The following is a 22,287-nucleotide window of genomic DNA, read 5'->3' on the forward strand; positions in this document are numbered from 1 at the left end:
GCCCCGCCTGGAGCACCGACCACGTCAAGATCCATAGAAATTCAGCAGATGGGAAGAGAACCGCAAGGGCACAAGGGACGCAAGGGGGAGAGGGGAACAGATTTTATCTCTGTTTCCTTGCGCCCCTCGCGCCCTTGCGGTTTCTCTCCTTCCCGCACTCCGCGTCGTTCCAGCTTTCTCCCCGGCGTATACGGCGGGGGCGCATCCTGTTGAATTCACGCGATTTCAACCTGCGCGGTGCTCCAGGCGGAGTCCCGGCGTCGCGAGGGCCCTCCACCAAGCCAGGGTCACACCCAGCCCCTCAGCCCCGCGTGGTGCTCGCCGAGGACGCCGAGCATCTGGCGCATGCGGTGCACATAGGTAGAGCCCTCCTTGACGCGCGCGTGCCCGGCGCGCCGGATCGCCTCGCGCTCGTCGTCGTGCTTCACATAATAGTCGATGAGGCGGCGCAGGGCCGCGAAATCGCCGAACGGGTAGAAGACCACGTGCTCGCGATCCCGGAACTCCTCCTCCAGGCCGAAGATGTAGGGGTGGATCATGAAGCCCCCCCGGCCGAGCGTCTCGTAGATGCGATCGGACCAGTAATGCGGGTGATCGAAGCCGACACACAGGCTGTCGCCCACAACGACCTTCGCGGAGGCGTACAGGCGGTTGAGGGCGTCGCCGCGCACGCAGCTCTCCGGCGCCCCGTGCTTCACGAAGCGGCGGCCGTAGGTGTCCGACAGGAAATCGACGAGCCGCCTCCGATAAGGCCACTCCGGATGATAATCGTAGGAGCCCACGAAGCACACGTCAGCGGCGAACTCGGGGTCGGCCTTGGCGAGGTAGCACTCGGCGCCGTACACGCCGGGCTTCAAATAATGGTGGCGCACGCCCTGCGCCCGGAAGAAGGCCTCGCTCCCGCCGTCGGGCGTGAACACGTGCTGCGTGCGCCAGAACGGGTCGAGCCGGAGATCGCGGCCCCGCGAAAGGCCGGCGTACAGATCGAGGTGGTACGAGACCGTCGGGATGGGCAGCTGCGTGATCCAGCGCAGCGCGTCCCCGCCGCGCAGGCCCCAGGTGCGGGTGTAGAGCAGCAGATCGACGTCGCGCGCCATCCCGTCGAGCTGCTCCAGGGTGAGGTCGCTCTCCTGGGCCTTCACGACCTCGACGCCGAGCTCGCGCAGGCTCTCGCCGACGTGGTTCTCGGTCGAGAACGACGGTCCGAAATTGCCGATGTACAGGACGCGACGGCGCATGGGCGAGGGGGGCGAGGGTGGAACGACGGCCGCGCCCGTCACGGCGGCGGGTCCAGCGGCCACGTGGCCGCGAGCGCGCGCGCGTCGGGCGTGCGCGCCTTCGAGAGCACCGCGACGGTCACGGTGCGATCCGTGACGAGCACACACGGCGCCGAGAACGTCCCCGGATCGGCGCCGCCTGGGTCCACGGGGAGCACGCGGAACGCGGCGCCGGGCGCCGGGCGGTGCGCGACGAGCAGGTGGGAGGCCGACGTCGCGACGATCACGAGCCCGCCGCCCGCGCGATCGGCGTCGAGCTCGAAGACGCGGCGCTCGCCGAACGGCGCTTCCTCGGCGCCGGCAGGGCGGTAGGCCGGATCGAGCGGCGAGACGCGCACGGTGCCGGGCAGCGCGCCGCCGCGCGAGGCGCCCGGAGCGACGCGCTTGCACACCGCGGTGGGGCCCGGCGGGCCGGCGAGGACCACGACATCGATGCACTCGCCGATCGGGCGCTCCACCGCGGCCCCATCGGCCGCCGGGGCCTCCAGCACGACCGCGGTCGCGTTGTCGACGACGGCGGACACGGCGCCCGCGCCGCGCACGAACCGCGGCCCGCTGAAGCTCGCGAACGGCCGGTGCGCGGTGAGCGAGGTGCGCTGACCGGAGGCGCCGTCGAGCCGGACGAGCGCGTTCACCGCGCCGCCTGCGACCTCCACGACGAACGACAGGGCGCCGTTCTCCGCCGCCGCGGCGTCCCAGCGGGGCAGCGCGGGCAAGAGCTGCGGGATCGTGGCGACGGTGCCCGACGGACCGCCGCCCGCGAGCGGCAAGGCCCAGATCTCCGTGTGGTGCGGCGGCGACGCGCTGTGCGTCGACGAGGCGAGCAGCACCGGCGCGGCGCCGATCGCGACGAGGCGCAAGGTGTCGGCGCGCGGGGCGTCGGGCAGCGCGGCGGGAGAGAGCGCGAGAGGCGGAGGGGGCGTTTCGTTCATGGGCGCAGATCCGGGGGCAGGGCGACACGCGGCGGCCGCGAGGAAGGCGAGGAGCGCGGCCGCGGGAGGCCCGCGTCGCGGCCTCCAGGGAGCATGGGTCGAGCGAGGCGCGCTGGTCGAGAGGGGCGCGTCGGTCGAGAGGGGCGAGGGCATGCCGGTCGACCTGCGCGCCGCGCTAGATGCGGGCGTTCGTGCGCATGTTCCACAGCTGCACGAGGGCCTGCGGGTTCGACGATTTCGGATAGCCGGCGAGCGCGGCCGCGAAGAGCCCGTCGATCGCGCCGGTCTCCCACGAGGCCGCGTCGGCGAACGGTCCGCCGCCATACGACGGGTCGTAGAGCTGACCGCCGTGCACGACGATGAAATGGTTGAAGAACGCGGGCGGGGGCTCGGGGTTCCGCTGGCCGGGGATCCCCGGCAGGTTGACGACGTCGGTCCACATGCGGTGGGTCCACGGCGCGGGCTGCGTGGCCGCGTTCCACTGCCAGTTCTTCACGAGGAACCCTTGTGATCCCGAGGTCCACGCCGGCACCGTGACGACGACCACCACCTTGTCGGCGCTCGTGATGCCGTGGACCTTGAGCATGTCGACGAAGAGCTCGGCCCACGAGCCGCACTGCCCGCTGCCATCGGCGCTCGCGAGCAGCAGGCGCGTGTTCGTGCACGTCGTCGTGTTCGGGTTCCAGTACGTGAGGCCCACGCCGTCGCGCTTGCGCGTGAGCGCGCGCGTCGTGAACGGCGCGAAGCTCTGCGACACGACGCGCCCCTCGGTGGTCTCGCCCTGCGCCGCGCGGCACGAGATGTCCACGAGCGTCCAGTACACCGTGCCCGCCGGGGCGCCGAGCACCGCGTACACGAGGTGCGTGGTCGTGCCCGCGCCGACCCAGCCGGTGCCGGCGGCGTTCGCCTCCCACGCGATCGTCAGGGGATCGTAGCAGGCGACGACGTCCGGCAGCGGCGCGCTGCTCGTCATCGTGGGCGTGGAGACGTCGACCGAGCTGGGCGACACGCTCACCGTGCAGGTCCACTCGAGCGTGGCGCCGCCGGCCATGGCGCGGCCGCGCAGCTGCACGGGCTCGGTCCCGGTGGGCGGCCGGAGCACGCGCAGCACCACGGCGAGCGGGACGCGCGCGCCGCGGGCGTAGCAGACCGGCGACTGATCCGCCGCCTGCCGCGTGCTGAGCCACTCGGGGGAGGCGAAGTTTCCGAGAGAGTCCCGCTCCACAACGTGGTTCGCCGAGAAGTCGACCTGGATCACGCCGACGAGCGCATGGACGATGTCGGGCGCCTTCGGCGACGGCTGCGCCGGCGGCGGCACGTCGAGCGGCCTGCGCGCCTCGGGGGCGCGGGGCGGCGGGCCGCGGAAGGCGAGGATGCACCCCGTCCGGAGCAGCTCGGCGACGCGCTCGCGGAGCAGATCGAGCTCGCGCGCCGCGTCGAGCGACACGATGCCGGCGCCCGCGGCGCACAGCTCGCTCAGGAGATCGACGCGCTCGCGGTCGGGCTCCTCGGAAGGGAACCACGCGGGCACCTCGAGCGCGGCCAGGTGAGGCTCGATCGGCTCCGCGCCGTCGGGGAGGACGGCGCCGGCCGCGCGGACGAAGCCGACGTCTCCGTACGCATCGACGACCTGCCAGACGTTGCCCATGAATCCGCGCGATCCGCTGTCCGATGTTCCCCCGGCGCCCGGTCTGACTATGCCCGCGCTTGCCGTGCGTCAAGGTGCGTAACCCGTGCGTCAACGCCGTCGACGCGCGTGAAGACGCGCGTCTTCACGCGCGTGAATGTGCCCCCCCGGCCGGCGAGCGATGGTAGCCTCGACGGCCGGGCTCCGAGACGGGCGAGGCGGTCGATGTCGGACGGTGCGATCGAGTTTGATTTCGCTGTAGAAGGCGCGACCGATCCGTGGCGCGTCGCGCGGATCGAGGGCCATGAGGGCATATCGCGGCTGTTCCACTTCCGCGTGACGCTCGCGTCGATGGACGCCGCGCTCGCGTTCGACGGGCTGGTCGGGCAAACGTGCCTGCTCACGATCCGGACCGACGCGTCGACTCGATATATCCACGGCATCGTCGCGCGCTTCGAGCAGCACGAGGAGGGCCGCACGGTCACCACGTACCTGGCGACGGTCGTCCCGCGGGCGTGGCGCCTGCAGCACCGCCACGACTACCGCATCTTCCAGGAGGCGACGGCGCCGGAGATCATCGACAAGGTGCTCCGCGCCGCCGGCCTGTCCTCCGACGATTTCCGGGTCGCGACGACGATGACGCACGACCGGCGAGAGTACAGCGTGCAGTACGCCGAGACGGACTGGGCCTTCATCAGCCGCCTGATGGAAGAGACAGGCATGTTCTGCTTCTTCGAGCACAAGGCCGACAACCACGTCCTCGTCTTCGGCGACGCCCCGTTCGTCCACGAGCCCATCGCCGGGCCGAGCGTCGTGCCGTACCGGGCGGTCGGCGGGGCGCTCTCCGCGCACGAGGCGATCTCCCGCTTCTCGATGGCCGAGGAGGTCCGGCCCGGCAAGGTCACCGTCCGCGACTACAACTTCCAGAAGCCCAGCCTGAGCCTCCAGGGGGAGGCGGCCGCCGACCGCGACACCGATCTCGAGGTGTACGTGTACGCCACCGAGCACGACCTGCCCGAGGAGGGCACCCAGCTCGCGAAGCTGCGGCTCGAGCAGCTCCAGCTCGTGCGCCGCACGGCCGAGGGGCAGGGGAGCGTGCTCCGGTTCACGCCCGGGACCACCTTCACGCTCGAGGACCACGGCCGCGAGAGCTTCAACCGCGGATACCTGATCACGCGCGTCGACCATTTCGGCTCGCGCGCCGTCGGGGGGGAGTCGCAGGAGAGCGTCGTCGGGTACTCCAATCGATTCCAGTGCATCCCGGACGACGTGCCCTACCGGACGCCCGTGCAGACGCCCAAGCCGACGCCCCGCGGCATCCAGACGGCGATCGTCGTGGGCCCGGCCGGCGAGGAGATCTACACGGACATCTATGGCCGGGTGAAGGTGCAGTTCCACTGGGATCGGCAGGGGCGCCGCAACGAGCAAAGCTCGTGCTGGATGCGCGTGAGCCAGATCTGGGCGGGCGCCGCGTGGGGATCGATGTACATCCCGCGCGTCGGCCACGAGGTGGTCATCGACTTCCTCGAGGGCGACCCGGATCGCCCGCTGATCGTCGGGCGCGTCTACCACGGCGCGAACGTGCCGCCCTACGCGCTGCCGGCCGAGAAGACGAAGAGCACCATCAAGTCGGACACCTCCCCCGGCGGCGGCGGCTCGAACGAGCTCAGGTTCGAGGACAGGAAGGGCTCCGAGGAGATCTACCTGCACGCGCAGAAGGACTGGAACATCGAGGTCGAGAACGACAAGACCCAGTCCGTCGGCCACGACGAGCGCCTGACCGTCGGCCACGACCGGAAGAAGCGTATCGACAACAGCCAGTGGGAGTCGATCGGCGCCTTCAAGACCACGGAGGTCGGCCGCGATCACAACGAGAAGATCGGCGCGAACCGCACGCTCGGCGTCGTCCAGAGCGAGAGCGTGGACATCGGCGAGAACGCGACGCTGAAGATCGGGCAGAGCAGGAAGACCGATGTCGGGAAGGACGACATCGAGTCGGTGGGCGGCAAGCGCGAGCTCACGGTCGGCGGCGAGGAGACCGTCAAGGTGAGCGATCGCGCGACGCTGGAGGTCGGCACGAAGCGCAACACCACCGTCGGCGGCGACGACACGCTGTCGGTCGGCGGCACCGAGACCCGGAACATCGACGTGGATGCGACAGAGTCCGTCGGCGCGAAGAAGACCGTCAAGGTCGGCGAGAAGTTCACCCTCGAGTGCGGGAGCGGCAAGATCATCGTCGACAGCTCCGGCAAGATCACGGTCGAGGGGTCGGACATCACCGTGAAGGGCTCGGGCACCGTCAAGGTGGAGGGCGCGAAGGTCGAGGTGAAGAGCGACGGCGACGTCAGCGTCAAGGCGGGCTCGAACATCAAGCTCTCGGGGAGCGGGGTCGACATCAACTGAGCGGCGTCGCGCAGGATCGGAGCCGAGGCGGATGGTTCACGAGGTGGTGGCAGATCACGCGGAGATGGCGTCGTTCCTCTGGGAGCTCCGCGAGATGGCCGTGAGGTCGCACCACTACACGCTGGCCGATCTCGCGGAGCTCGAGGAGCGCGTCGAGGCCCACCTCGATGGGCTCCGGATCGCGGGGGAGCCCGGCTGGGAGCTCACGCTGGCCGCCCTCTCGACGAAGGACCCCGGCGCGTTCTTCGCGGCCGCGGTCGCCGCGATCGAGGCGCGCGACTACCCGGGGTTCGCGGCCGTGCTCGACGCGACCGAGGAGGAGGACGAGCCCGCCGCCGGCATCGCGGGCGCCCTCGCGTGGGCGTCGCCGGCCGACGCGTTCGCGATCGTGGCGCCGATGCTGTCGGTGGACCAGCCGCCGGCGCTGCGCCGCCTCGCGCTGGCCGCGTGCCTCGCGCACCGCCGCGATCCCGGGCAGATCCTTGGCTACGCGCTCTCCGACGGCGACGCGGCGGTCCGCGCGCTCGCCTTCCGCGCGGCCGGCGCGCTCGGACGCGGCGACCTGGCCGGGGAGCTCCGCGGCGCCTTTGGCTCGGACGACGAGGCCGGGCGCTTCTGGTCGGCGTGGGCCGGCGCGCTGCTCGGGGTGCGCGGCGCGGACGAGGCGCTGTGGAGCGTCGCCGGGCGGGGCGGCGCGTTCGCCGAGGAGGCGGCCGACTGCGCCGCCCGCGTGAGCCCGCCGGGCGAGGCCCGCCGGCGGATCGAGGCGCTGACGCGCTCGCCGGGGCTCGAGCGGGTCTGCCTGGTCGCGGCGGGGGCGCTGGGCGATCCGGCGCTGCTGCCGTGGGTGATCGAGCGGCTGGACGCCGCGCCGCTCGCGCGGCTCGCCGGCGAGGCGCTGTCGCGCATCACCGGCGCGCCGATCGAGGGGGCGCTGCGCGGGGCCCCGGCGCCCGGCTTCGACGCCGGGCCGAGCGACGATCCGCGCGACACCAGCGTGAAGATGGACCCGGACACGCAGCTCGCGTGGCCTCACGGGCCGAACGGGCGGGCGTTCTGGGCGGCGCACCGCGGGCGCTCCGCGTACGGGGTGCGCCATGTGGAGGGCCAGCCGCTGGAGGACGGGGCGCTCGATCGCGTGCTCCGGCTGGGCGGCCAGCGGCGCCGCGCGGGCGCGGCGTTCGAGCGGGCGGCCCGCGCGCCCGGCCGCCCGCTGTTCGACGTCACCGCGCGGGTCGAGCGGCAGAGGGCCGCGCTCGGGGCCTCGCGGTGAGGGCGCCGCCCGCGCCGCGCGCCCTCGGGCACGCCGCGGTCGCGGTGCGCCCCTTCCGCTCCCGGGGGCAGGTGATGCTCGCGGTGATCGTCAAGGCGACCTTCCAGCTCGATCACAAGCGCGCCATGTCCCCCCTCCCGCCCGCGCCGATCGTCGCGGCGGACGTGCTGCGCGCCGCCCCCGCCGCGGCCGACCCGCGCGCCCCCGTGGCCGCGGCCGACCCGCGCGCCCCCGTGGCCGCGGCCGACCTGCGCGCCCCCGTCGCCGCGGCCGCGGAGATGGCCCCGTACCTCCCGCGCGCCGACATCCTCCTCGGCGGTCACGCCTGGGCCCGTCACCGGAGCCCGGCGCCGCTCGTCCCCGTCCGCCTTCGTGTTGGCCTCGACGCGGCCGTGCTGCTCGACAAGACCCTGCACGTCTACGGCGACCGCGGCGGCAACGGCCGCGGCGCCCCGCAGCCGTTCCTCGCCATGCCGCTCGGCTACGATCGCGCCCCCGGCGGCCCGGCCGACCCCGACAACCCGGCCGGCGTCGATCCGCGCGCCGGCCGCGCGCCCAACATCATCGATCCTCGGCAACCGACGCGCGCCGCCGGCTTCGGGCCGATCGCGGCGCGCTGGCCCTCGCGGCAGCGCCGGCTGGGCAACGCCGATCCGCGCGGCGTGCAGGCCCCGTGGCCGGTGATCCCGGACGGCTTCGACTGGGCCTATTTCCAGGCGGCGCCGGCCGATCAGCAGACGCCGTTCCTCCGGGGGAACGAGTGGATCCTGATCGAGGGGATGCACCCTGATCTCGAGCGCATCGAAGCCTGGTTGCCCGGCCCAGTCGCCGAGGCGCGGGTCGCGTTCGGGGGTGCGGCGCGGCCGCGGGCGGTGCCGCTGGTCGCCGACATGCTCGTGATCGACGCCGACCGATGGCTGTGCTCGCTCGTGTGGCGCGGCAGCGCGCTCCTGCCGGGCGAGGAGGCCCTCGCCGGCGCCCGTGTCGAGGCCAGGGTCGCGCTCCCGGGCGAGGACGTGCCGTGGGACCCCGCGGCAGCGCCGCCGCTCCGCGCGGAGCGGGCGCAGGCGGCGCCGCAGCTGGCGCGGGCGGCGCAGGCAGCGGCGAGCGTGCAGCGGGCAGGGCGCGGGGCGGCGGAGCATCCGCTGGCCGGGACGGTGGCGCTGGATCCCGAGGAGGCGTCGTCGGCGGCGGCGAGCGTGCAGCGGGCAAGGCGCGGGGCGGCGGAGCATCCGCTGGCCGGGACGGTGCCGCTCGATCCGGACGAAGGGCAGCCGAACCCCGCCTTGCCGTTCCGGCCGCCCGCGGCCTCCGCGGGAGCACCGCGCCTCGCGAGATCTGGCACGGCGGAGATGCCTGCCGCAGCGGGGACGCCGCCTGCGGAGCCGCGGCGCGGCGGCCTGCCCTTCGTGGCGCCGACGCCGGCGGTTGCAGCTCCCGGGGTGCTGCCGTTCGCGCCCGCCGCCCCGTCTTCCCCTGGCGCCCGCGACGGCGCGGCGGTGTCCGGCGTGCTGCCGTTCGTCGCCCCCGCGGCGGGATCGCCTGCGCCGCCGGTCCGAGCGCCGGCGGCGGTGTCCGGCGTGCTGCCGTTCGCGCCGGCACCGGCGGCGGTGTCCGGCGTGCTGCCGTTCGCGCCAGCAGCACCGGCGGCGGTGTCCGGCGTGCTGCCGTTCGCGCCGGCACCGGCGGCGGTGTCCGGCGTGCTGCCGTTCGCGCCAGCACCGGCGGCGCCCGAGCTCGCTGCTCCCCAGGCGCCGTCCGCGCACCCTCCCGCGCCGCCCGCGCACGAGCGCTCCCTGCCATGGGTGTCGGGCGCGGCGCTGCACGCCGCCCCGGAGCCGCAATCGCCGTGGGCGTCGGGCGCAGCCGCGGCCTCGGCGCTCGTTGCCTCGCCGCCCTCGCCGCCGCCCGGCGCGCCGTCGTACGCCCTCCCCCAGCCGCGCATCGCGCCGTCCTACGTCCTCGAATCGTCGCCCGCCGCCTCCCCGTGGCCCGCCGCGGCACCCACCGCGGCCGCCCCTGCCCGGCGCCCCGCGCGCCCGCGCCGGCAGCGCGTCGCCCCGGACGCGCGCCCCTCGTCGGAGCCGCTCATCCCCCCGCGCAAGCGCCGCCCCGCGAAGGTCGCGGCCGACGGCCTCGGCGCGTCGTTCCTCCGCTCGGTGCCCGACGCCGCGCCCGCACCCACCTGACCATGGACCTCCGCAACCGAACCCCCTTCGTCGCCGAGCGCATCGTCCACGTCGATGCCGCCGGCGCCGAGGTGCTCGTCGTCCTCGTCAAGGCGACGCTCGCCATCCACGCCGGCGGCCGCCTCGCGCCCGCGGCCGAGCAGGTGCCGCTCCAGCACGCCGACGCCTTCTACGGCGAGCCGGGGCTCTCGAGCGTCCGCTACGAGAGCGATCTCGCGCCCCACAAGGTCGGCACGGACGTCGTGGTGCTCGGCCACGCGTACCCGCCCGGCCGCCGCGACGCCGAGGTCCAGGTCTCCGTGCGCGTCGGCCCGATCCGCACCACCCTCGCCGTCTTCGGCGACCGCACCTGGGCGCACCCCGCGTCCCCGGCCCCCTTCGAGCGGATGCCGCTCGTGTACGAGCGCGCGTTCGGCGGACGGGACGAGTCCGCCGAGGCCGCCGCCGATCACGAGGTCGAGCCGCGCAACCCCGTCGGCCGCGGGTTCCGGGCGCGGCGCTCGCGCGTCGACCTCGCGCACCTCGCCATGCCGAACATCGAAGATCCCAGGAAGCCGCTCCGCTCCCCGGACGATCGCCCCGAGCCCGTCGGCCTCGGCTTCATCGGGCGCAGCTGGCAGCCGCGCCTGCGCTACGCCGCGACGGCGCCCGACCCCGCGTCGCCGCCGCCCCCCGCCGGGGCGCCGTCCCCCGCCGCGTCGCCGTTCCTGCCCGCCGCCTTCGACGCTCGCTACCACCAGGGCGCGCACCCGCGCCTCGTGGCCACGCCGCACCTCCGCGGCGGCGAGCCGGTCGAGCTCGTGCACCTGAGCCCCCTCGGCCCGCAGCGCTTCTCGCTGCCCCCCGCGTCGCCTCGCGCCGTCGTGCTGATCGACTCCGAGCGCCGCCCGCTCCCGCTGGTCCTCGACACCGTGATCCTCGAGCCCGACGACCTCCGCGCCGTGCTCGTGTACCGGGGCGCCATGCCCGTCGGTCGCGACCTCTTCCGCGTGCGCCGGATCGAGGTGGAGCCCGCATGAGCACCGGAGCCGTCATCACCGCCGCCGGCATGGTCACCGCGCTCGGCGACACCGCGGCGGCCACCACCGCCGCGGTCCGCGCCCGCCTCACGCGCTTCCGCGAGTGGCCGAGCTACCCCTGCCTCCCCGCCGACCCGCCGCGCCCGGAGGAGCCCTTCTCCGTGGTCGCGGCCCACACAGATCTCCCCCGCGCGTTCGACCTCCCGGTCCGCCTGCTCGCGCTGGCGCTCCAGGACCTCGTGACCTCCGCCGACCTCGCGCGCGCCGACCTGGAGGACGCCTCGTTCTTCCTGGCGCGCCCCTCGCCCGGCCCTTCCGCGCACCACCACGAGCTGCGCGACGCCTTCCGCGAGCGGGTCGCGGACGCCGCCGGGATCGACGCCGTGACCCGCGGCTTGCTCGCCCCCGACGGGCACGCCGCCATGCTCCTCGGCCTGGCCCACGCGGCGCGCGCCGTCGAGGCCGACCCCGGCAGGCCCTGGATCGTGGCCGGCGCCGACTCCCTCGTCGACGTGGGGCTGCTCGAGGCGCTCGACCACGCGCGCCGGCTCAAGAGCCGCCGCAACCTCGACGGGTTCATCCCGGGCGAGGCCGCCGCCGCGCTGCTCGTCGAGCACCGCCGCCGCGCCGAGGCCCGCGGCGCCCCCATCCTGGCCGAGATCGAGGGCTCCGGTACCGGCGCGGAGCCCCACCTCATCGAGAGCGGCGAGCCCCCCTCGGGCGCGGCCCTCGCCGCGGCGCTCGCCGGCGCGTGCTCCGCGGGCGGCCCGCCCGCGTGGGTCCTCTGCGATCTCAACGGCGAGAGCTACCGGGCCAAGGAGTGGGGGCTCGCGCGCGTCCGCGAGCCCGGGGTCCTCGGCGGCGTCCGGGCGCTGTGGCACCCCGCCGACGGCTACGGCGACGTCGGCGCCGCGACCGGCGGGTGCCTCGCGGCCGTGTGCGTGCGATCGTTCGAGCGAGGCGCGGCGCCCGCGTCGTCCGAGGCGCGCGCCGCGCTCTTCGCGGGCTCCGGCGACGGGACCCGCGCCGCCGTGTGCCTCGTCTCGGCTGCAGCGAAGAGGGCGTGAAGGAGGACCGATATGCCTGTCACCGTAGGAGTCAACTCGCGCACGGTCGTCCACGCCGCGAGCAATGGAATGACCATCGCTTTCCCGGACGTGTGCCTCACCCCCGCGCCGCCCGCCCCGCCGGTCCCTGTTCCCTATCCCAACATCGCCATGTCGTCCGACGCCGCGAGCACCGCGAAGAACGTCAAGGCCGACGGCAACCCGCTCTGCCATCAGGACAGCAACTTCTCGCGCAGCAGCGGTGACGAGGCGGGCACGAACGGCGGCGTCGTCTCCGGCGTGAACATGAACAAGGCCGAGTTCATCAGCTACTCGTTCGACGTCAAGGTCGAGGGGAAGGGCTGCGCCCGCGCGCTCGATCTCATGCTCCACAACAGCAAGAACACCCCGCCCACGCCGGTCATTCAGCCGCCGCTCATCGTCATCGTCATGGAGGAGCCGCCGCCCGCGCCCGAGAACCCGAAGGACTGGGGCGTCGACAAGATCGAGGTGCTCTGATGGGGCGGCCGCGGAGCGAGCCTCGACCCGCGCTGCCCCCCGCGCCCGCTGATGGACTGATGGACCGGACTCCCCGCTGATTCGCCTGGAGCTCTCGCATGGCGACGATCAAGCAATACGTGAACCTCCCCGCCGCCGCGACCGGCGTGAACGGCCCTGTGCGGCAGCTGCGCGTCACGCCCAACCAGGTGCCCAACGTCGCGCCCGGCGATCGCGTGGACTGGTGGATCGAGCCCGACCCGGGCAACGAGAGCCTCGCCTTCCAGTCGCTCACCGAGCGCACGCGGCTCGCGCACGGCGCCGCCCCCGGGGTGACGGTCGGCGCGGGGCACCACTTCGACAACACGCTCACGTTCACGCACATCGGCGGCGACAAGTACACGGTCAAGGCGTCGCGCGACGGGCAGCGGGCGCAGTTCCTCGCCACCGACGAGTTCCAGACGTGGCGAAAGCTCTATTATACGGTCTGGTACTCCGGCGCGCAGACGCTCGCCACGTACAACAACATCGATCCGCGGTTCGTTGGCGAGTTCGCGCGGCACTTCATCGAGCTGGAGCGCAAGGCCGTCCTCCCGGCGCTCGCGGTCGTGGACTCGGCCCGCGTCGATTTCCAGAGCCTGTCGCAGCAGGCCGTCAGCTCGCCGACCTTCGACTGGCCGTTCATGAACGGCGGCCCGAACGCGCTGCTCAACCTGCGCGTCGGCGGCGCGCCCCCCGCGGGAGGCACGCTGTCCGACAAGCCGCTGCACATGGCCTTCCTGCTGGTGCCGAACTGCTATTACACGCAGCTCGAGCGGCGCGCGTTCCCCACGGCGAACAACGCGGTCGGGAACGTGACCACGTTCCGCAACGTGTGGCGCGACCCCGTGAACGGCAACAACTTCATGTGGACGGCGCAGGCGTCGTGGCCGGCGGCCGGCGCCACCGACGTGCGGTCGTACTTCACCGTCACGTACGGGTCGCCGAACCGCGTCAACTGGAACCTCACCACGCTGCCGGGCCTCACGGCCCACCTCGCCACGCCGGGCAACACGTTCAACCTCACCTTCTCGTTCATCTGGAAGAGCTCGATCAACGGCTATAGCTGGGGCAATTTCTGCGTCGTCGGGTGCACGGGCCCCGGCCGGAGCGAGACGGCGGTCCTCGGCACCTTCGTCCACGAGATGGGGCACGGCATCGGGCAGACCGTCCGGCAGGAGCCGCAGTACAGCGCGGCCGGCGTGGCGCTCGCCACGCAGCTCGCCAACCCCACCTGGTACACGGACCAGTTCGGCGGGCAGGGCCCGCACTGCAACACAAACGCAGGCCTCACGCCGGACCCGTCCACCACGTCGACCCAGCGGTACGACTGGTGGCCCGCGCTCGGCGCGGGGCGGCTCTGCACCATCTATCACGCCGGGCACAGCAACCGCGACGACGGCGTCTTCTGCCCCGTGTGCGCCCCGCGCATCCGCCGCGTGCGCCTCGATACGCCGGCGCAGACCTCCCGCAACTGGAACCACTTTGGCTGAACCTCGCGGGCGGGGCGGGGGCGCGCTGCTCTCTCGACCCCGCGCCCCGCGCCGCACCCACGTCGAGAGGACCCCATGGAGATCGAACCCCGGACACCCTTTGGCTTCGCCCCCCACGCGGGCTCGCCGGAGATCGCGGCCGGCAAGGAGGCCATCCGACTCGCGATCTCGCGGGTGTCCTTCGAGGCTGGCACGGTGGAGCTCGACGTCTCGGCGTCGTTCCTGTTCCCGGACGCCATCGCGAGCCGCTACCGCGACGTCGAGGAGGCGATGGTCCTCGTCGTCCACGACATCGAGCAGGCGGACGGCGGCGCGCTGCTCGCGCGCAACACGTTCATCGAGTTCCCGCCCGGCGAGCGCGACGGCCCGAACCAGCTCGCCGAGCCCCCGCTGCCGATGCCGGGCCGCGGCAGCCTCGCGTCCGAGGGCTATCAGGGCGCCTGGCTCAACGTCACCGTCGCGTTCCCGTGCGCCGTGGCGGTGCCCCGTTACCGGCCGAGCGTCTATGTGTACCTCATCCTCGAGAACTACGTGTCGAACGTGATAGGCATCGATCTCGTCGACAAGAAGGCCATCGAATTCTGACCGGCGGTGAACTCATGCTCGTCCGATCCGTCTCTTTCGGCCTGACCGCGGAGACGCCCGCGACCTCCGGCGCGGGCGTCGTCCTCGCCGAGCCGGGCCCGCCCACCTTCGAGGGCGGCGCCCTCGTCCACGTCGTCCACGGCAGCTCGCGTGTGCCTGCCGTCGATATCGAGGTCGAGCGCGCCGAGGTGCTCCGCGGCGTCTTTCTCACGCTGATCTACGCCCCCGCGCAGGGCGGCGTCACGGTGCCTCTGCTCGGGCCGAGGCTGGTCTTCCCCGACGACATCGACGATGTGGGCGCGGACCTCGTGGGCAGCTTCCGGTGCGAGATCGTCCTGGCGGCCCGGGCGGGGGCGTTCTATCTGCACGCGGCGTATCGCCAGTACGTCTCCAACGTGGTTCGCCTGATGGCTCCGCCCGGTGCCCGATGACGCCTGTCTATTCCGTTATCGTCGTCTCGTGGAATAACCTCCAGTACACGGCGCGATGTGTGGACGCCCTCCTCCGCACGCTCCCCTCGGACGCGGAGGTCATCTTCGTCGACAACGGCTCGGAGGACGGCACCCCCGCCTACCTGGCCGACGTCGCGCGCCGGTTCGGCGACGCCGCGAAGACGGTCTTTCTGGACGAGAACCGCGGCCTCGCCGGCGGCGCGAACCGGGGCCTCGAGATGGCGCGCGGGGATTACCTGGTGCTCCTCGACAACGACGTCGTGGTGACCCCGAGGTGGCTGGAGGGGCTGCGGGAGTGCATGGAGGAGGCGCCGCGGGCCGTGCCCGGCGTGCGGCGCGTCGGGCTCGTCGGGCCCGTGACGAACAGCGCGCGCGGCCCGCAGAAGGTGCAGAACCCGCCGCCGTTCCAGCCCGAGGCGCTGAGCGAGCACGCGGCGGAGCACCGCGAGGCGTTCCGGCGGCGGTGGGCGCCGTCGTTCGTCCTCTCGACCTTCTGCCTGATGATCCGCCGCGAGGCGTACGCCGAGATCGGCGGGCTCGACGAGCGCTTCTTCCCGCTGGGCCACGAGGGCGCCGATCTCGCCTTGCGGGCGCAGGAGCGCGGCTTCGAGTGCATGATCGCGAGCGACGTCTACGTGCACCACGAGGGGAGCGCCACGCTGAGCAAGGCGTTCCCCGGTGCGCAGGGCGGCCTCGGGAGCGCGGACCTCTTCTTCGAGAAATGGCGCGCCCGGCGCGCGGGGCGGACGCGGCTCGTGGCCGCGTACCGGGTCAGGGACGCGGAGGCGACGCTGCGCGAGAGCCTCGACGCGACGGCGCGGTTCGCCGACGCGATCGTCGTGCTCGACGACGGGTCGACGGACGGGACGGCGGCGATCGCGCGGTCGCACCCCGCCGTGGCCAGGTACGAGCGAACGGAGCTGCCGTCGGGCGTCGACGATCGGCGCGATCGCGACCGCGCGCTGCAGATGGCGGCGGAGCTCTCCCCGGACTGGATCCTCGCGGTCGACGCGGACGAGCTGTTCGAGATGGACCGCGAGCGCGCCGAGCGCCTCATGCAGCTCGCCGATCCGCACATCAAGGCGCTCGGCTTCCACTGGTACACGTTCTGGGAGCCGACGCGCACGTACTTCCGGGCGGACGGCGCGCTCGGGGCCATGTCGGGGTACCGCATGTACCGGCACGAGCCGGGCCTGCGCGCTTTCCGGGGGGCCGAGGGCGGCCTGCCTGGCGGCGGCATCCCCGAGGTGCCGGACGGGTGCGCGCGCTTCACCGACGTCCGCGTGCGGCGCATCGGCTGGGAGACCGAGGCCTCGCGGCAGGCGCGGCTCGCGCTGCTCGGGCGGCCGGATTCGTACGCGGCGCCGCGCGCGGGCGCGCCCCCCGAGCTGGCCGATCTCGCGAGCAACACGGTGACGCTGCGCAGGGTTGCGCCCGCGTCCGGCGTATCGCTGTGCATCATCGCGAAGAACGAGGCGGAGCGGCTGGAGCGGTTCCTCGCGTTCCTCGAGCCGTTCGTCGACGAGATCTGCGTCGTCGACAACGGCAGCGACGACGCGACCGTCGAGATCGCGCGGAGGTTCACCGACCGGGTGCGCGTCCACCGGACGGACCGGCTGGATCTGGCCGAGGTGCGCAACGTGGGCCTGGAGATGGCCACGAGGCCCTGGATCCTGAGCCTCGATCCGGACGAGGAGCTCGCGCACTGGGATCTGCCGCGCCTCGTCCGGCTCATGGACGACCTCGACGTCCACGCCTATTCCTTCGAGATCGCCAATCATCAGAAGGACGGACCGCCCGTCATGACGATCGCGGTGCGGCTGTTCCGCAACGACGCGCGGATCCGGTACGGGCGCGCCGTGCACGAGACGGTGCAGCCGAGCCTCGACCGGCACCCGGAGCTCGTCGTCCGCGCGTCCGGCGTGGAGATCCAGCACTACGGCTTCCTGAAGGACGACGGCATCATGGAAGAGAAGCTGTCGCGTTACCTCGAGGCGAACCAGCGCATGCGGGAGGAGGATCCGGCGGATCCCATGCCCTGGTACAACGAGGGGCTCCACCTCCTGAACGACGGCCGCGACGACGAGGCGATCGCCTTTCTGGAGAGGGCCATGGTGCTCGGCCAGCGCTTCCTCTCGCCGCGATCGAGCCTGGCGCAGATCTACCAGCACCGGGCGCTCGCGCTGTGGCAGAGCATGGTCGCCGAGCTCCCGCCGGGTCACCCCGTGCGGCCGACGGCGGAGGAGAGCGCGGCGGCGCTGGGCCGCATCACGCCGGCGCGGATGCTGGTGGGGCAGGCGCGCAGGCGCAGGTTCCAGGGGCCGTCGCATGGCGATTGAGGGGCGGCGCGCGTTCATCGCGCAGGTCACCGCGGGGGCCGGCCTCGTGGTGCTCGGGGGGTGCGGCGGCGCTCCCGGGACGGGGGGCGCGATCGCGGGGGCGAAGGGCGCGCCTGCGGGGGCGAAGGCCGCCCCTCCGGCGCCGGCCGCGGCGGCGGCGCCTGTCTTCGAGGCCGCGCTGCGGGGCGCCGTGCTGGCGCTCCGCTACAGGTACCCGAGCTCCCTTGGCGAGCGCCTCGCCGCCGCCCCGTGGGCTGCCACGCTCGTGGTCGCGATCCACCCCGCGTCGGCGTCCCCGGCCTGCCGGAGCCTCGCGAGCGGGGCGCTCCGCACGGAGGCTCCCGTGCTGGATCAGGGGATGTTCCGCGCGGCGGCCGAGGTCGATCTGGCGGCCTTCTTTGGCTTGAAGGCGCCGTTCGTGCGCTATGTGCACGCGTCGTTTCTTCACCTCCGGTCCGACGTGCTGCGCGTCGCGGCCGGGTGAGCCAAGAGGCCCCCACCCCCCCGGCGGTGCGCTAGGCGGACTGGTCGATTTCCCGCAGCGTGTCGCGGAGCGCCTGGGCCTCGGCTCCCTCGATAACCACGGATGCCGACAGGGGCGTGGGCACGTGTTCGCGAAACTCCACGGGCTGGAACGCGGCGAGGGCACCGGACGCGGTGTAGGCGAGATCCAGGCGCACAGCGGAGGTGTCCGGATCGCCGTCCTCGTCCAGGGCGAAGGGGAGCTTCGCGATGGCAGCGAAGTCCCGCCTCTGCAGGGCGGCGGTGAGGGCTTCTACGGGGCAGGTGAAGTAGCGGAAGCCTTCCTCCACCTTCTCACCCGTCGGAGTATAGACAAGCTCGCTCAGGATCAGCCATTTGCGACGGGTGGCGAAGCGAGGGTCGGCACGCAGGCAGTCCGACAGGTCTTGGATTTCCATCGTCCATCCATACTGCAATCGAGCCCAGGAATCTTCCCTCCGTTGCAGGATCGGGTCACGCTCGGCTCGCGCTCACTGGCCGTAGACGCGCTCGGCCGCCAGCTCCTTTAGGAGCACCTCGCCACCTCTGTCGCACACGCGGCGCGCACCTACACGGCCCCACTGCCAACGTAGTTTGTCGCCGCCCTCGGGGGCTACCTCGCGTGCGGCGATCTCGCGGACGGGGAGTCGTTCGCAACGTCGCGCTGCCTCGAGTGGGCCGTGCTCATGAAACGCACCTTCGGGTTCGGTGTTTTGCGATGCCCGAGGTGCGAACACGACACGATACAAACAATTTATCTATGCCTCGAAGGGGCCGTCTTCACTTCACCGTTCCACGGTCTGCGGGGGGCCGGGCGAGAGTTCGCGGCGCCGCCCGCCTGTGCCGGGCGAGAGTTCGCCGTGCCGCCCGCCTGTGCAGGGCGAGAGTTCGCCGTGCCGCCCGCCTGTGCAGGGCGAGAGTTCGCGGCGCCGCCCGCCTGCGCTGGGCGAGTGTTCGTCGCGCCGCCCGCCTGTACCGGGCGAGTGTTCGCCGTGCCGCCCGCCTGTGCCGGGCGAGTGTTCGCGGCGTCGCCCGCCTGTGGTCCCTGAGCGTTCCGTCGCGCGCGGTCTCGCGGGCCGCTCGGTAGAATCACCACCTCGACCTTGCGAGGCGGGGACGATACGCCCCGCATGCTCAGCCCCTGCGTCTCACGGCGGCGGCGCTCGTCGTGGTTGGCATCGTTGATGAGCTCCAGGACCGCCTCGGTGTCGGCCCGCCTCGAAGACGCCCGGAAACGGCCGCTCAGCCGTGTCTCGGGCGTGAGCTGGCTGCACGAGTAGAGCTCCCACATCTCCTGCGCGTAAGGGCGGGGCTGTCGATTGGGAGCGAACCGAGAGAGGAAGCGCTGGAGGTTGTCGACGTCGCGCAGCAGCAGCTTTCGCGCGTTCTGATTGCTGGAAGCGTCCACTGCCTGCGGGAAATCGATGACGACAGGCCCGTCCGCCCCCATCAACACGTTGAAGTCGGACAGATCGCCGTGCACGACCCCGGCGCTCAGCATCCGGACCGCCTCTGCCAGCAATCGGTCGAAGACCCTCACCGCCTCGTCGGGGTTCAGGCTCACCTCGGCGAGCCGCGGGGCCGGGCTGCCGTCGGCGGCGGTGATGAGCTCCATGATCAGCACGCCGTCGACGAAATGGTGGGGTATCGGGACGCGCACCCCCGCGTCGCGCAGGCGGAAGATCATGTCCACCTCGGTCGATCTCCAGGCGGCTTCGTCCTGCGCACGACCATGGCGCGAGCGCTTGTTGATCGCGCGCTGATCGCGGCTGTTGCGCACCTTGCGCCCCTCCGTGTACTCCGCCCGGTTCTTGAAGGTCCGGTGCTGCGCCTCTTTGTAGACCTTGGCCACCCGAAGCTCGCCGCCGGAGCGCACCAGGAAGACCTCCGCTTCCTTGCCGCTCATCAGCGGGCGCACGACCTCCTCGATGAGCCCTTCGTCGGCCAGAGACATCAGGCTGCTGGGAATTCGCATCTCGTTCTTGCTTCTCCGCCGGGGATCGTTCGCCGCCCTTTTAGCCGCACCACCTGGGGCGCCGCAACTGGATTGGTCCTCCCCGCTTCCTCGGACACCCCGGACGACGCCAGGAAGCAAGAACGGGACGGTGAATCAAGGATGGCGATGATCGCCGTCGGCTCGGCGCTCTCGGCCAGGATCCTCCGCCGCCGACCGCACGGGCAAGCCGAGCACGCCTTCGTTCCTACTCCGCCAGCACCGGCGCCATCCACGGCACATCGGCCGGCGGATCCTCACCCAGCTTCCGAGCCCATTCCTGGTCGGTGAGCCGGGTGAGGCCCTGTGCCAGGTGCTCGTGGTAGGCGAACACTGCGCCCGCGTACGCGCGAGGACCCTGACACGTATCGACCGTCATGACCATCATGCGTGGATTGCCGGTGCCCACGTGCAACACCGACGGAGATCGCGGGACCGGCAGGTCGCCTCCGATGTCCGTGTGTACATCGGCGATGGTCGGGTCGCTCTTCAAGCCGTCGACGGGGTTGAAGAACAGATCTTTGTACCAGCCCGTTTGCCAGGGGTCACCGCTGCCACCGCCCTCGATGTGAATTGCCTGTTTGATGAAGGTGATGTGCTCCGCCGAGTGCGGCATGCCCGTCCGCTGCGCTTCCGCCATTTCACCCAAGGTGGCCGCGATACGTGACAGGGTGCCGAAGTAGGCGCTCACCTGCTCCGCCAGCGTGTTGTTTCCGTTCAAGCTGAAGTCGAGGGTGTCGACCAAGGCCTGGCCCTGGTCGGCGAATTTGGCGATCCTTTGAAACAGCTCGGGGTAGGGCTCGACGTACGCATCCGGAAAGTCGCAGCCATCGCTGCCGGTATACGACTGCTTGGCATACAAGATCGTGTCGTGCCTGAGCTGTGCCCACGATCCGAGCTGCGTGTTCAGCAAGCGGCGCCCCCACGCTTCGCTGCGCGCCACGCTGGGTAGACCTTCCGCGGCCGGCCCCAGGGTCGTGGCGTTCGCCGAGAGCGTCTGTAGCGCCCCGAGCCATGACGTGTACAGGCTGCCTTCCCAGTACGACGGCGGGTGGGCGTCGGCGATGACGCGAACGGCCGCCAGATCGCCGGCGTAATTCCATTCTTCGAGCTCACTCGCAAGCAGGCTCACCGCGTGGTCGTTCTTCAGGGCGGCGAACGCGGCGTCGAGCGGGTTCGGAACCACACGTGTCGCGGTGCGGTCGTACACCACGTTGGAGAACACGTGACTATCGATCACGTAGCGCTGCCCGAAGAACGCAAAGCTCGCGTTGAGCGGGAACGTGGAATCGCCGCCAGTCTTGCGCATGATGTGGCTCGCGATGCGCTGCTCGCCGTAACGCCCGTCGATGATCGCCTGAGCGATCGTCGTGTCATCGATGGCAGCGAGCCCGCTCGCGTCAGACACCCCCAGGCCTTTCAACAGCTCGTCCAGCTCGGGCACGATCATGTAGTCGTGCTCACCCACGAACGCGGTGATGGTTCGATCGATGCCCGACCAGTCTTCCAGCGCCGCGGCATCCATCAAGTCACGCATCGCCAGCGCTGCCTCGAGCTGACGGCGCCAGAAGACGCGCGAGCCGTCGGGCATGGTCTCGATGAGCCGAAAATCGATGCGTCCCATCCACATCATGGCGCGAAAATAGCGCTCGAGCTCCACCGTGTCCGTGTAGTGGCCCCGAGGCTTGAACTGAGAGAAGTCGAAGCGGCGCGGGACGCCGAACATGGACTTTTCCTGTTCTCCGCCGGCCGCTTCGGCGTGCGTCAGGAAGGACGCGACGTCAGCTTTGCTGGCTCCCGCCACGGGGTCGCTCGGCGCTCCCATCAGCAGGCTGCGCGCGACGGTCAGGTAGAAGTCCGCGTCGGCCGCTGCCTGCTGCGAGAGCCCGGGACCTCCAGACGCCAGGCGAGCACGCATCGTGTCGAGCAAGCGGGTGACACGCGGGATCAATACGGCTTGTTCGAGGGCCTGCAGGATGTCGTCGTACGAACGGTGCATGGCTTCGAGCACCATGTCGCCGCTCACGAAGACCGGCAAATCGTGCACGTAGATGGCAGCGTAGGCGTAGGGAAAGCTGGGGTAGGCGAGTCGACTGGAGACTACGAAGCCGTTCGCGGCCAGGACCGCGAGCTCCGCGTCATTCAGACTCAACTCCGATCCCTGGATCAGATCGAGGTTCTGGACGTCCTTGAGACCGTAGCCCAGATCGTTCGAGAACGAGACGGCGTAGGCCTCCTGGAGGGATGCCGCGTCGTGTTGTCTGGCGGTGGCCACCTGGGCTTCGATTTCGGTCGCGGCGACCGAGCTGAGCTCGAGCTGCACTTGGGTTCCGACGTCATCGGGACGCTCGTCGCCGGGACCCGCGGGGCCTGGCCCGCCCTGTTCGGTGGAAGCCGAACACGCCGTCAGCAAGCCGACGCTGACCAGGGTGGAGACAATTCGTCGGGTGTACACGGGTTTCCCTACTCCTTTGGCGGCACGAGGCTGGTGTGCCGGTGTGCCAAACCCGGATCGTCGTGCCGCGGCCGCAGGCGGAACGACGCTCGAATTGCGGGTTTCATCTACTCCATGTGTGCCAGCGCCGCAGGCTGAGCAATCGGCGTGCCAGTCCCAAGGGCCA

General features: G+C 72.1%; 16 protein-coding genes and 1 pseudogene. 11 read left to right on the plus strand and 6 right to left on the minus strand.

Features of this window, described 5'->3' with window-relative positions:
• Positions 1-287 precede the first annotated feature (287 nt).
• From WME90_RS44005 to WME90_RS44015, 3 genes are all read right to left on the minus strand, one after another.
• Positions 288-1,301 carry a glycosyltransferase family protein gene (locus tag WME90_RS44005; RefSeq protein WP_437278082.1) on the minus strand — a complete coding sequence of 338 codons (1,014 nt, stop codon included), beginning with the start codon at positions 1,299-1,301 and terminating at the stop codon, positions 288-290.
• Positions 1,277-2,209: a hypothetical protein gene (locus WME90_RS44010; protein WP_437278083.1), complete on the minus strand. Its 933-nt coding sequence runs from the start codon at positions 2,207-2,209 to the stop codon at positions 1,277-1,279. Before WME90_RS44010 ends, WME90_RS44005 begins: the two co-directional genes overlap by 25 nt.
• 175 nt (positions 2,210-2,384) lie before the next feature.
• Complete coding sequence (locus tag WME90_RS44015) at positions 2,385-3,857, minus strand: hypothetical protein (RefSeq protein WP_437278084.1); 1,473 nt, start codon at positions 3,855-3,857, stop codon at positions 2,385-2,387.
• 204 nt (positions 3,858-4,061) lie between these two features.
• Between WME90_RS44015 and WME90_RS44020 the strand changes: the two genes are divergently transcribed.
• The 11 genes from WME90_RS44020 (at position 4,062) to WME90_RS44070 (ending at position 17,656) form a co-directional block, all read left to right on the plus strand.
• The gene (locus tag WME90_RS44020; RefSeq protein ID WP_437278085.1) at positions 4,062-6,239 is read left to right on the plus strand and encodes a type VI secretion system Vgr family protein; all 2,178 of its coding nucleotides are present in this window, start codon (positions 4,062-4,064) and stop codon (positions 6,237-6,239) included.
• A 31-nt stretch (positions 6,240-6,270) separates the two neighbouring features.
• Positions 6,271-7,512, plus strand: a complete 1,242-nt coding sequence (locus WME90_RS44025) for a TIGR02270 family protein (protein WP_437278086.1) — start codon at positions 6,271-6,273, stop codon at positions 7,510-7,512.
• Positions 7,509-9,701 carry a DUF2169 domain-containing protein gene (locus WME90_RS44030; protein WP_437278087.1) on the plus strand — a complete coding sequence of 731 codons (2,193 nt, stop codon included), beginning with the start codon at positions 7,509-7,511 and terminating at the stop codon, positions 9,699-9,701. Before WME90_RS44025 ends, WME90_RS44030 begins: the two co-directional genes overlap by 4 nt.
• A 2-nt stretch (positions 9,702-9,703) precedes the next feature.
• A complete protein-coding gene (locus WME90_RS44035; protein ID WP_437278088.1) occupies positions 9,704-10,720 on the plus strand; it encodes a DUF2169 family type VI secretion system accessory protein in 1,017 nt (338 codons plus the stop codon).
• The gene (locus WME90_RS44040; protein ID WP_437278089.1) at positions 10,717-11,787 is read left to right on the plus strand and encodes a hypothetical protein; all 1,071 of its coding nucleotides are present in this window, start codon (positions 10,717-10,719) and stop codon (positions 11,785-11,787) included. The genes WME90_RS44035 and WME90_RS44040 overlap by 4 nt, the downstream gene beginning before the upstream one ends.
• A gap of 12 nt (positions 11,788-11,799) precedes the next feature.
• Positions 11,800-12,285, plus strand: a complete 486-nt coding sequence (locus WME90_RS44045) for a DUF4150 domain-containing protein (RefSeq protein ID WP_437278090.1) — start codon at positions 11,800-11,802, stop codon at positions 12,283-12,285.
• Positions 12,286-12,383: 98 nt separating this feature from the next.
• Positions 12,384-13,796 carry a hypothetical protein gene (locus tag WME90_RS44050; RefSeq protein ID WP_437278091.1) on the plus strand — a complete coding sequence of 471 codons (1,413 nt, stop codon included), beginning with the start codon at positions 12,384-12,386 and terminating at the stop codon, positions 13,794-13,796.
• A gap of 75 nt (positions 13,797-13,871) precedes the next feature.
• Positions 13,872-14,381 (plus strand): hypothetical protein, encoded by a 510-nt coding sequence (locus WME90_RS44055; RefSeq protein WP_437278092.1) that lies wholly within the window; start codon positions 13,872-13,874, stop codon positions 14,379-14,381.
• 14 nt (positions 14,382-14,395) lie between these two features.
• Positions 14,396-14,812, plus strand: a complete 417-nt coding sequence (locus WME90_RS44060; RefSeq protein ID WP_437278093.1) for a hypothetical protein — start codon at positions 14,396-14,398, stop codon at positions 14,810-14,812.
• Positions 14,809-17,172, plus strand: coding sequence for a glycosyltransferase (locus WME90_RS44065; RefSeq protein ID WP_437278094.1), 2,364 nt, complete (start codon positions 14,809-14,811; stop codon positions 17,170-17,172). Before WME90_RS44060 ends, WME90_RS44065 begins: the two co-directional genes overlap by 4 nt.
• Positions 17,162-17,656, plus strand: coding sequence for a hypothetical protein (locus tag WME90_RS44070; protein WP_437278095.1), 495 nt, complete (start codon positions 17,162-17,164; stop codon positions 17,654-17,656). Before WME90_RS44065 ends, WME90_RS44070 begins: the two co-directional genes overlap by 11 nt.
• A 31-nt stretch (positions 17,657-17,687) precedes the next feature.
• On the opposite strand, the gene WME90_RS44075 is transcribed toward WME90_RS44070, so the two are convergent.
• The 3 genes and pseudogenes from WME90_RS44075 to WME90_RS44085 form a co-directional block, all read right to left on the minus strand.
• Positions 17,688-18,092, minus strand: coding sequence for a hypothetical protein (locus WME90_RS44075; RefSeq protein ID WP_437278096.1), 405 nt, complete (start codon positions 18,090-18,092; stop codon positions 17,688-17,690).
• A gap of 686 nt (positions 18,093-18,778) precedes the next feature.
• Positions 18,779-19,648, minus strand: a pseudogene (locus WME90_RS44080) (PA4780 family RIO1-like protein kinase); the annotation flags it as partial.
• A gap of 226 nt (positions 19,649-19,874) precedes the next feature.
• On the minus strand, positions 19,875-22,121 hold the full coding sequence (locus tag WME90_RS44085) for a DUF3160 domain-containing protein (protein WP_437278097.1): 2,247 nt from the start codon (positions 22,119-22,121) through the stop codon (positions 19,875-19,877).
• Positions 22,122-22,287 lie beyond the last annotated feature (166 nt).

The sequence above is a fragment of the Sorangium sp. So ce375 genome (genome assembly GCF_051473855.1).
GTDB lineage: Bacteria > Myxococcota_A > Polyangia > Polyangiales > Polyangiaceae > Sorangium.